Below are 11,379 nucleotides of genomic sequence, written 5' to 3'. Positions count from 1 at the left end.
GCAGCAATTTGATTTAATGAATAATTTTCATTTAATAAGGCCTCAATTACATATCTAACTTTAAGTGTGATTCTTGTATAATTTATAAGAAATCCTTTCGAAGGGGTTTTAGGTGGAACACAAAAAAACAGTGCTCCACTTTTATTATATCTTAATAAAAGTGTTGCACTGGAGATTACAATCGAGCAAATTGTCAACATAGTGTGTTGACAATTTTTCTTTACTAATTTCTACGTGAACCAGACATAATTGAGATAACATATCATAGCAATTCAGCATAAGAAATAAATAGCATAATTCCAGCAATAATTGCTTGAGACATCATTTCTCTTTTATCCATATATTCAGCCATATCTGCAATTCTTCTAATTTGTCATCATTGAATAATCATGCCTACTGAAATTAGAGCTGTTCCAATTACAATAACATATCAGTCAGCTTTATAAACAAAGAATGAGACAAAGAAAGTGATTAAGAAAGCTACAAATAAGAATGAAGAGAAGATTCAAATAACTCTAATATTTATTAAGTTAAATAATCCTAAAATAGCAGCAACTACCATAACACCAGCAGGTATCATCATAATTGCAATCATCTTAGGCATTAGTTGAAGATTTGGAGCTTCATCATATTGAAGTTGGAAATATCCTCAAAATGCAAATGCAATTAAGAAAGCATAAAAGACTATTAAAATTGGGAAAAAGACCAATTTTAAAGCATTACTCTTAATCTTATTCAGGAACATAGTGATTAAGAATGTTGCTACAAATCCGATAGCGAAGAGAACTACAAATGCTACATAGTGCTGTGTCATAAATACATTAAAGGATTCAGTTCCAAATCAGAAACTTATTCCTACTGATAATGAAAGCATTGCTGCTAACCCTAAAATAAAGGTAATTAGCATAATTGAGTAGAATTGTGTTCTAGTACTCATTGTACTTGCTTCAATATTTTCATATTGTTCTTGTTTTCTAGTTAAATTCATACTTTTATTTTATCACATTTGCAACTTATAAAAAAAGCATAATAAAGCCATGAAAAAGTTAAAAAACTGTATCATATTATAAGAATTAAAGGAGAAATAATGGAATTAAAATTTGAAACATTAAATAAATTTGCTCAAAAATTTGATGCAAAAGAAAATAATAAATTAATTCAAAATGCAGTGATTAAAAATGGTATTAAAAATACCTGCATTAATCACGAAGTTTTGATTAAACACGATTTTGTGTTTGATATTGAAACAACTTTAGGAGATATAACATCTCAAAATTCTAGTGGTAGATGTTGAATATTTGCTTCTTTAAATATGGCTAGAGTAGCTGCGATGAAAAATTTAAATGTTAAAACATTTGAATTTTCACAAAACTATTTTGCCTTCTTCGATAAACTAGAAAAAGCCAATACATTTCTTAATTTAGCAATTGAAAATATTGATAAAGATACAAATGATAGACTAATTTATCACTTAGTGTCGCACTCTACAGCAACTGATGGTGGATACTGAGAATGATTTGCTTCATTACTAAGAAAATATGGTGCTGTGCCTAAAAGCATTATGCCTGAAACATTTTTATCAGGTAACACAAATGAAATGAATGAACAAATTGACTTGCACCTTAAACAAGGTTACAATACTCTAAAACAAATGCATAAAGAAGGAAAAAGCCTTGAAGCTATGCATCAATATAGAGAAGAAGTTTTATTTGAAGTCTATGACATAGTTGCAAAATGCTTAGGACGTCCACCTAAAGTATTTACTTACGAATACAAAGATAAAGATGATAAATACCAAAAAGTTGCAAATGTAACACCTAAAGAATTTTTTGATAAATTTGTAGGAAGCGATTTTGATAATAAAGTAGATTTAATCCACGATCCACGTGACTTATACCCTACAGGAACTAAATACATTTTAAAATACCAAAATTCTATTTATCAAGATAGTGAAGTGTCTATGATTAATGCACCTTTAGATGTGATTAAAAATGCAGTTATTGCTTCACTTAAAGATAATGTTCCAGTATGATTTGGGTGTGATATTGATCCATTCAAAGATAATAAATCAGGTGTCTTAGATCCTGAATTATACTTATATGATGAATTATTTACACCTGTAAATAACTTAAATAAAGCTGCTAGAGTAGATTTATTTAATTCATCATTAAACCACGCTATGGCTTTTGTTGGTGTTAAAACTAATGAAGGAAAACCTGTAGCTTGAAAAGTAGAAAACTCTTGAGGGGATAAATCAGGAAACAAAGGTGTTTACTCAATGTCTGATACTTGATTCGATGAATATAACTTCTCAGTTATTGTGGATAAAAAATATGTAGATCAAGCGTTACTTAAAGAAACTAATCCAAAAGTATATCTTGAATTATGAGAACCACTTGCTTAATGTTAAATTGATGTATCTTTTTATAGATACATCTTTTTATTTATCAAATATATTGATAAATAAGCCTATGACGTAGCTATAAAAGTAAAATTCATTTAGTGAGCAATAAAAGCAACATAATTTTATAAAAGTTAAAACTTTTATAAAATATATATATATGAAAACAATTAAGCTAACTTTTGAAAATAAAAATACTATTTTAAAGATTATTTCATTAATGACTTGGTCTAATTCTACAATTCCAAGTTCGTTACAAAAAGAAAAGAAAAAGATTAAACTAATTACCTACATTTATGCAGGAATTATTTCATTTGCTTGTTTTGTTTCATTTTTATCACTTGTACAAGTGTCATCAGAAAGTGCAACAAGCTGAGGTAGATTTTTAACTGCAATGCAAATTATTACTTTCTTTGTCTTTATTGTTGATTATGGATTACATCTGATTACGTATAAGATTCATTATCCCGAGCTAAAAATCCCTATGTGAAAGGCATGCATAAAGTATATCTTTTCATTTACAGGGATTATTATTCTCTTCTGTATCCTTGCTTCATTCAATGCTGTTGAATATATGCTTCCTGCAAATCAACAAGGAAGTTTCCAAGAAAGTGGAGCAGCTAAATTCTTTAGTGATATTAAATCACTTACAATTTTCAAAATGATTCGTTTCTTCTTTGTTCTTACACTTTTCGCACCATTCCACATTATTGCTGAAGTGTTTAATCAACAAAGAAGAGTGTTAACATATGTATTTATCTTAATTATTATTATGATCGTGCTATTTGCATTAATCATTTGAAACAATGAATCAAATTACTTAACAGAACAACAAATTCAATATATAGCACAACAACGTAGCATTAATGGTTCTGATATATATCAATGATTAGAACTGAATAAAAATAATGCTGATTTTGCTAATAAAACAGGTATAGATTTAGATAAAGCTATTTACAACTACTTCATAGGTTTAAATAGTACATCTGATTTATTAACTTCTAATATCCAATCATCTATTCAAGCACTAGGAAATGGATATCCAACTAACTTTTGAAATGCTATCTACTTTACAACAATGACTTTAACAACAATCGGATATGGTGATTTTGTACCTCATGCACCAATAACAAAAGGTATTGTTGTCTTTATTTCATTAGTATCTATCGCAATTATAGCAATCCCTTCAGGGCTTATTGCTGGGTCATTCTTAAATGAAATGCAAAAACATTTCAAAAATAATGATGAAAATGTGCATGCAAAAGCAAAAGAAAAACTAGATGAAATCAAATCAGAAGTAAAAGAAGCTTTACAAGAAGCTGATGCGAAAGAAATTATTGTAAAACCAATTAAAAAAATAAAAGCAAACATTCATTCTAAAGATGAAAATTCTTCTCAAAATGAAGAAGATAGCAATACAACTGAACAAAAAACAAATGAATAAAGCTATGTCCAAGGAGGATTAATATGATAAGACTAGGTTCACATGTTCCATTTAAAGCACCGAATTATTTAGTTGAGTCTTGTGAAACATCAATTCAAAATGGTGCTAATGCAATGATGATATATTTAGGAGCACCTCAAAATGTACGAAGAGTTGAAACATCTAAATATAATTTAGCAGAATATGAAGCTAAATACCAAAATGCTATTCCTAAAGAATATGTTGTCGTACATGCTCCTTATATAGTAAATCCTTCAAATCCTGACAAAAGTACTTTTGCAGTTGATTTCTTAGTTCAAGAAATAGAAAGAATGAATTATGCAGGATTTAAATATTTAGTTTTACATCCTGGAGCAAGTGTTGAACATTCTGTAGAAGAAGCTTTAGACACTTTAGTAGATTCCTTAAAAGAAATTTTATCTCTGACAAAAGATGTGATTATCTGCATAGAAACTATGTCTGGAAAAGGAACTGAAGTTGGTATTAACTTCGAGCAAATGGCTCACATTTTAAAATGAGTTGATAGCGAAAGAGTTCAAGTTTGCCTTGATACTTGCCATGTTTGAGATGCTGGATATGATATCCAAGAGTATGAAGAATTTAAGCAAGAACTTAGAGACTGAGATTTATTAGAACATATCAAGGTTATTCATTTAAATGATTCAAAAAATGAAGTCGCATCACATAAAGACAGACATGCAAATATTGGAAAAGGTACAATTGGTTTAGATACTCTACAAAAATTCGTACACGATCCTGATTTTGATAATATTCCAATTATTTTAGAAACACCTATTCCAGAAACCGGACCAGTTTATAAGGAAGAGATTTCTATGTTGCTTCATTATAATCAAAAATAATTTATACAATGCTTCGTAAAAAAACGAGGCATTTTTTATACCTCGATTTAAATTTGTTTTTGTCTATTCTTCATTGTTAGATAGTTCATAAGCAATTTGCAATAAATCTGTATACATAATATTAGAGTAATTTACACCAATATTATAAATAGGTTGCATTATACGCACCATTAGATTTTTAACGAATTCAGCATCATTTCCTGATAGATTTAATGATGATGTTAAACTGTTTAATTGCTCATTAAGAATATTATTGTGTCTTTTCGCACTAAAAATCTTATTTCAATTCCATGAAAGTCAAGTTCTTCCTGGATTTAGATTTGGGAATACATTTTTTGTATGAATATAACGTTCGCTTGATTCAACAATCGGACCACCATCTATCATATATTTTCAATCTATCTTTAAAAAGAAATCAAGATAATTTGTGAATGCTGAGTCTATTAAATTACTAATTTGTTTTTCTAGCTCATCCTTATTTTCTAAATTAGAAAATTGATATTGTTTAATTTCGGATAAAGCATATTGCTTAGATGGTGATATGAATTTATCTTTATTTAATACAAGATAATTAAAGATATTATCTAATAAAGGTTGAACATAGTAGCCACGGACCATTTTAGCTGCTGTAATTACGGTTGGCGTAAAAGCACCTAATAATCTTACCCCTCGACTTAGTTTGCTATATGGAAATGTATAAAGCTCACTGTACATATTTGTGATGGTTTTTAGATCAATTCTAAGAAGTTGATTCAATACAGTGTAAATAGTTTTTAATTCATCAGGGCTGAGAAGTGAGGCATCATAAAATTCTCTTGTTGTTTTTACTGTAGCGTTATTGATTTTATCTTGTATTCTAGTAAATAGAGCTTCCTTGATTGAGTTAAATCTTTCTTGTCTATTTTCTGGAATCTTAGAATCTGGAATAGAGGATAAGAACTTATTATAGTCAGATTGTGGATTTGTTATTTCATTTTTTAGCACTTCTATTTCTTTAGCTGAGATATCTTTAAGAATATCAATATCAAATAATTTATTAAATGTTAAATTAGATGAATTATCTGAAGTAATCTCATTTAAACCTTCTTTTAGACTTTTTAATTTATATGAAATAGTAAATGAGTTATTTTCTTCAGATTTATTGAAGCTGTCGAAATCTCAAACAATCTCGGATTGTAATGATTTAAGTTTTATTTTATTTAATAGTTCAGGTGTGATTTCGACCAATGCTTTACCTTTTATTTGATCAAAGAATTCGCTAAATTCATTAAGATTAAGTCTTTTAACTAAAGAGTTCAATCTTGCTTTTTCATCATTTACTAATTTTTGTCTAGCTTCATATTGTGCTGCTGTTAAAAATCCTTCAATAGCAAAGTCTTTAGATTTTTCAATTGAACCAAGCTTAGAAACTACAGAAACAACAACACTACCTTGCTCATCATTAAATGATTTGATAACAAGTTTATCTGCTCTTTTTGTAAGTCCATCACCAATTATTTCTTCTAAAGTTGCTGTTTTTTCGGCAAATAAGCTAGGTTTAAGTTTCTTTCTTAGTTCTTCTCCATAAGGCGTTAATTTAACACCTTTAACGACTGTATCTAAATAAACACTTATATTTCTTTCAGCTACTAGAGAAGTTAAATCAACAGTAACATTTTTATCTTCTGAATGAACTTGGGGATTTGTTGCGCTATTTATTTGAACTGTGAATATTAATTTGAATATTCCTTTAACTTCTAAGTCGATGTCGGTTTTGACATTTTTAATGTTGATAGTAGCATTATCAAGCTGCTTTGTAATTAAAGAATTGATTTTATCAGGGATTAACTCACTGTTTTCACTATTTAAATAGTAGTTATTAAATGAACTTTTATCATATACTGAAGCATCTAAAACAATATCAGAAGGAGCTAATGAAAATTCTTGACTTAAGTTATTGATTCTCTCTTGTTCATTAGTCAAGAAACCACTAATTTCAAGTTCTTTTTTAGTAGAAACTAGAGAAGTAAAACCTGTTTTTGCTGATGATAATTTATATTGAACTCATAATGTTCCGTCGTCATCATTTGGATCGGTTACTATAATTAAAATATCGTTTTCATTTTTAGTAAATACAAAATCCTTAGTTGTTATAGAGCTTGCTTTCACCTTACTTTTATCAATTTCATTGTTGAGCGCTAATGTTAATTCACTCATTCTAGCATTTAAACGAGCTTGTTCAGTATCGATTTCAAGTTGTTTTTGTGTATAGAATCCTGTTATATCGAAAATCAGTTCATCATTAATTTCTATATCATTATTAGTTTCTGGATTAATTTTTGAAACCGTATATACCACTGACACAGTTCCGTTAGTATCATTTTTATTTAATGATTTAATGTGTAATGATAGACCTTCTGATAGATTTGTTGATGAAAAATCATCTTGCACTGTAGTTGAAGGCAATACTAAATGTCTATCAGCATTATCTTTATAAATAAATGTAAGTGGGCTAGCATTAATTTGACTTTGTAATTCTTTTCTAAACTTACTGTCTGACTTGCTAATAATTTGTCCATTAGTTAGAAAGCCTGAAATCGTGATAGTTTTAGGATGCGAGCTTAATTCAGGATATTTAGTTGAATTTAACTTAAATTCAACAGCAAAGGTACCTTTATCGTCATCTGAATTTGTATTTAAAATAGATAATTTTGCGTTTTCAAATTCAGGAAGATTGATATCTTGTATTTTAATGCTGCTTGCCTTATTTAGGTCCTTGTCAATAGTTTCGTTAATTGTTAAACGAGCAATTGAATCAATATCACTATTTAACTTTTGCAATGTATTTTCTTTATCAAATTCTAAAAGAGTTTTAAAACCTTTTAGAACAGTTGTCTTTGGCTCAGTTGCGTAATTATTAGCCTTGTTTATAAGCTTATAAGAAACATTAATGTCCCCTGTTTCATCATCAGGAGCCAATTCAACAGAGGATGTGTATAAGTTAGAATCATAGTTAATGAGTGAGACGAAATTTCTTTTTATAGCTTCAGAGGGCAATGATGTTTTAAAATCGAATACTTCAAAATCTAATGTAGCGTTTCCTAAAGCCTCATTTGTTAGGTCATTGTCATTTTTAAATCCTGAAATAGAAACTTCTTTTTCAGGCGATTTAATTCATTGATTAGTTTTAGAATCTAATGCTCTTAAATAGAATTTAAAAGTAATTTTACCTTCACTTTGATCAGGTTTGATACCACCTGCAAATTGAAAAACAAAATCTTGATTTCCTTGACTTGCTTTAGCTTCTAAATCTTGAAGTTTTATTTCTTTAGGTAGTTTCTTAAGATTATTTTCATCTTTTAATACTACAGAGTATTTATCTAATTCCTTATTTAGTTTAGTTGCTAAATCATCTTCTACTGCTGCAGCTGGTGGTGTAACTGGATTAACAGGTGCAGGTGCAACAGGCTTACTAGAAACAGGTGTAGAAGGCTTAGGAGTATTATTTTGACAACCAACACTAAGTGCTACAATAGAACTTAAAGGTAGGATAGAAAATAATATTTTGCTTGATTTCTTCATATTATTTAAAGTTAAACTATGTAGTTTTAACTTTTTCCTTTCTTAAAATAAACTTTATTTTTGAACAAATCACATAATTTGTACTTTTATCTAATATATTTATAATTTAATTGTATAGATTTTTTGAATCAAAAATAGCGCTTTAAGTGAAATAAAATTATTTGCTATACGATGTTTATTACTAGTTTAAAGGCATAAAAGTATATTTTTATAAATTTAAAAATAATGTAGCCAAATTTTCATGATAGATTTAGTTATAAAAAACAATTAAAAAATCACTTATGCAAGAGCAAAATACCGACTAAAAATATAATAGTGAAACTTATAATTTTTTTGTTATAATAGATAAGAATTTTTTATTGATATCAATTATAAAAAGTAAAGGAGCAAAATATGGCTAGAGAAGGTTATACATTAGTGTGCACAGAATGTAAAATGGAAAACTATATTTCTAAGAAAAATAAGAAAAACCATCCTGAAAAAGTTGAACTTTCAAAATACTGTTCAAAATGCAATGCTCACACAAACCACAAAGAAAAGAAATAATTTATCTTTTCTATTTCCAATTCAGCTATAGCTGAATTTTTTTATTATTAAATAGATTTTACTAAGAAGTAATATAATTTAGCTACTAATTAAATAAGGAGATTATTATGGACAAAAGAAAATTAAACGAAATGTTTGAAGAAACTGGAGTTGATGCTTTAATTTCAGAAGCTCCTCAAACAAGATTATGATATGCTGGTGTTCAAACTACAGATGGTTTTATCGCTATTGAAAGAGATAAAGCAACATTATTTGTCGATGGAAGATATATTGAATACTGTAGAAATAATGCAAAAAATGTAGATGTTGTATTAATTAAAGGAAACTCTCTTGCTGAATGATTTGCTAAAAGAGGATACAAAAAAATTGCTCTTGAAAAGAATTATTTAACAAAAGAAGTTCAAGATCGTATTGTTAATATGGTAAATCCTGAAGAAATTAAATGAGTTGATGCTCAAGCATTAAGAGTAATTAAATCTAAAGATGAATTAAAAATAATGCAAAAAGTTATTGATATTTCACTTTCTGCTTTAGAAGAATTTAAACAATGAGCAAAACCAGGAATTAGTGAAAAAGAAGCTGGAGCATACTTAAACTTTTTACTTAAAAAACATTGTGGAGATAAAGAAGGATTTGATGAAATCATTGCGACAGCTTCTTCATCAGCTGAACCACACCACCACACAACAGATAAGAAACTTGAAGAAGGTTGCTTATTAAAAGTTGACTTTGGAGCTAGATACAAGGGATATACAGCAGATATTACTAGAACATGAATTCTAGGTGGAGAAGATAAAGTAAAAGATCCTAAAGCATTAGAAATATTAAACATTGTTAAAGAAGCAGCTGCAGCTGGTAGAGCTAGTGTTAAACCAGGTATGAAAGCAAGTGATGTTGACAAAGTTTGCCGTGATTACATTAAAGCTAAAGGATATGGAGAATACTTTGTTCACTCAACAGGTCATGGACTAGGAATCGATGTACATGAATGACCTTCTATTTCACCTATGTCTCAATGAGTGCTTGAGCCAGGAATGATTCTAACAGTTGAACCAGGAATTTATATTGAAGGACTTGGAGGGGCTAGAATTGAAGACGATGTTCTAGTTACTGAAAAAGGTCACTACGTATTTTCAAGACAAGAAGAAAACGATGAAACTATTTTCTAATATTGAACCTTATGAAACAGGTTACTTACAAGTAGATGACATTCATAAACTTTACTATGAAGTAAGTGGAAATCCTAATGGGCAAGCTGTTTTCTTCTTCCATGGAGGTCCTGGAGGAAGTACTTCAGCAAAATGCAGAAGATTCTTTGATCCTGAATTTTATAAAATTGTGCTTTTTGATCAACGTGGTGCAGGTAAATCTCTCCCATATTGTGAATTAAAAAATAATACAACACAAGAACTTGTGGAAGATGTTGAAAAATTACGTAAACACCTTAATTTAGGTAAAGTAGTAATCTTAGGTGGTTCTTGAGGAAGTACACTTGCAATGTGTTATTCAATTAAGTATGCTAAAAATGTTAAAGCATTAATTTTACGTGGTGTATTCTTAGCACGTCAAGAAGATATTGATTTCTTATATGAAAAAGGTGCTGATGTTTTCTATCCAGATTACTTTGAAAAGTATCAATCCTTTGTAGCTAATGAAAAAGGAAATAGTATTTTAGAAAAATACTATAACTTACTAATTGGAACTGATGAAGTAAAATGTAGCCAAGCAGCTGATTTATTTGCTAATTGAGAATCAGAAGTTGTATCAATTAACAAAGCAAACTTAAAACCAAATTATAAGCACGATTATCAAATTGCATTACTTGAATCACACTACTTTATGCACAATTCATTTTTCCCAAATGATAATTACATTTTAGATAACATCGATAAATTTAAAGATGTACGTACAATTATTGTGCATGGACGCCAAGATATCGATACACGTCCAATAGGAGCTTGATTAGTTTCTCAACATTTAACAAATGTTGATTTACATCTTGTGGATGGAGCTGGACACACTCAATGAGATGCTAGAAACCAATCACTTCTAGTACAAGCAACAGAAACCATTAAGTCTGAAATTAAACAAGGAAAATTATAAATAATACTACTGTAATGGAATTAAAATTCAAATAATTTAGATATTTGTATCAAATTCCTATGTACAGTGCAACAGTCAAGATCTATGCTCAAGTTCGGGCGTGGATCTTTTATTTTTAATACTAAAAAATAGGTGTAAAAGATTCTGATAACAGTATTTAATAGTGAATTTTAAACATTAAATTTTCTAAAAAATTTCTAGTATTATTGGCGTTTAATAAGTTTTATAATTTAATTAGCAAAATAAATAAGAGGTTAAAATGCAAAAAATATTTAAAAGAATTATATTGCCATTAGCTGGTATAAGTGCCATTACTTTACCTATTATTTCTGCTGTTTCTTTAACAGAAGAAAATCAAGAAGGACCAATAGATTTACTACCAGCAGATGACGGATTTAATGGTAATTATGGGTAATAGACCGAATGTTGTGTAATCACCTTCGTAAATAGAAAGGTGATTTTTT

At 28.7% G+C, this 11,379-nt stretch carries 9 protein-coding genes; 7 read left to right on the top strand and 2 right to left on the bottom strand.

What is annotated here, in order from left to right; all coding sequences use genetic code 4:
* Window positions 1–223 precede the first annotated feature (223 nt).
* The gene (locus ACX1M8_RS02950; RefSeq protein WP_458798160.1) at window positions 224–988 is read right to left on the bottom strand and encodes an MAG0110 family membrane protein; all 765 of its coding nucleotides are present in this window, start codon (window positions 986–988) and stop codon (window positions 224–226) included.
* A gap of 99 nt (window positions 989–1,087) precedes the next feature.
* On the opposite strand from ACX1M8_RS02950, the gene ACX1M8_RS02945 reads away from it, so the two are divergent.
* The 3 genes from ACX1M8_RS02945 to ACX1M8_RS02935 all read left to right on the top strand — a co-directional run bounded on the left by ACX1M8_RS02945 (window position 1,088) and on the right by ACX1M8_RS02935 (window position 4,705).
* Entirely contained in the window at window positions 1,088–2,404 is a 1,317-nt protein-coding gene (locus ACX1M8_RS02945) for a C1 family peptidase (RefSeq protein ID WP_458836764.1), read from the top strand.
* 157 nt (window positions 2,405–2,561) lie between these two features.
* The gene (locus tag ACX1M8_RS02940; RefSeq protein WP_458806891.1) at window positions 2,562–3,845 is read left to right on the top strand and encodes a potassium channel family protein; all 1,284 of its coding nucleotides are present in this window, start codon (window positions 2,562–2,564) and stop codon (window positions 3,843–3,845) included.
* 23 nt (window positions 3,846–3,868) lie between these two features.
* Window positions 3,869–4,705 carry a deoxyribonuclease IV gene (locus ACX1M8_RS02935; RefSeq protein ID WP_458806892.1) on the top strand — a complete coding sequence of 279 codons (837 nt, stop codon included), beginning with the start codon at window positions 3,869–3,871 and terminating at the stop codon, window positions 4,703–4,705.
* Window positions 4,706–4,768: 63 nt separating this feature from the next.
* On the opposite strand, the gene ACX1M8_RS02930 is transcribed toward ACX1M8_RS02935, so the two are convergent.
* On the bottom strand, window positions 4,769–8,266 hold the full coding sequence (locus tag ACX1M8_RS02930) for a lipoprotein 17-related variable surface protein (protein ID WP_458806893.1): 3,498 nt from the start codon (window positions 8,264–8,266) through the stop codon (window positions 4,769–4,771).
* 393 nt (window positions 8,267–8,659) lie between these two features.
* On the opposite strand from ACX1M8_RS02930, the gene rpmG reads away from it, so the two are divergent.
* The 4 genes from rpmG (at window position 8,660) to ACX1M8_RS02910 (ending at window position 11,330) form a co-directional block, all read left to right on the top strand.
* Window positions 8,660–8,812, top strand: a complete 153-nt coding sequence (gene rpmG / locus ACX1M8_RS02925) for a 50S ribosomal protein L33 (RefSeq protein WP_078747366.1) — start codon at window positions 8,660–8,662, stop codon at window positions 8,810–8,812.
* 107 nt (window positions 8,813–8,919) lie between these two features.
* Entirely contained in the window at window positions 8,920–9,981 is a 1,062-nt protein-coding gene (locus tag ACX1M8_RS02920) for a M24 family metallopeptidase (protein WP_458836763.1), read from the top strand.
* Window positions 9,965–10,915 (top strand): prolyl aminopeptidase, encoded by a 951-nt coding sequence (pip, locus tag ACX1M8_RS02915; protein WP_458836762.1) that lies wholly within the window; start codon window positions 9,965–9,967, stop codon window positions 10,913–10,915. The genes ACX1M8_RS02920 and pip overlap by 17 nt, the downstream gene beginning before the upstream one ends.
* A gap of 259 nt (window positions 10,916–11,174) precedes the next feature.
* A complete protein-coding gene (locus ACX1M8_RS02910) occupies window positions 11,175–11,330 on the top strand; it encodes a hypothetical protein (RefSeq protein ID WP_458836761.1) in 156 nt (51 codons plus the stop codon).
* Window positions 11,331–11,379 lie beyond the last annotated feature (49 nt).

The sequence above is a fragment of the Mycoplasma tracheobuteonis genome, assembly GCF_054456995.1.
Note: the sequence above shows the minus strand (reverse complement) of the source record. Positions and strands in the feature narration are given on the sequence as shown.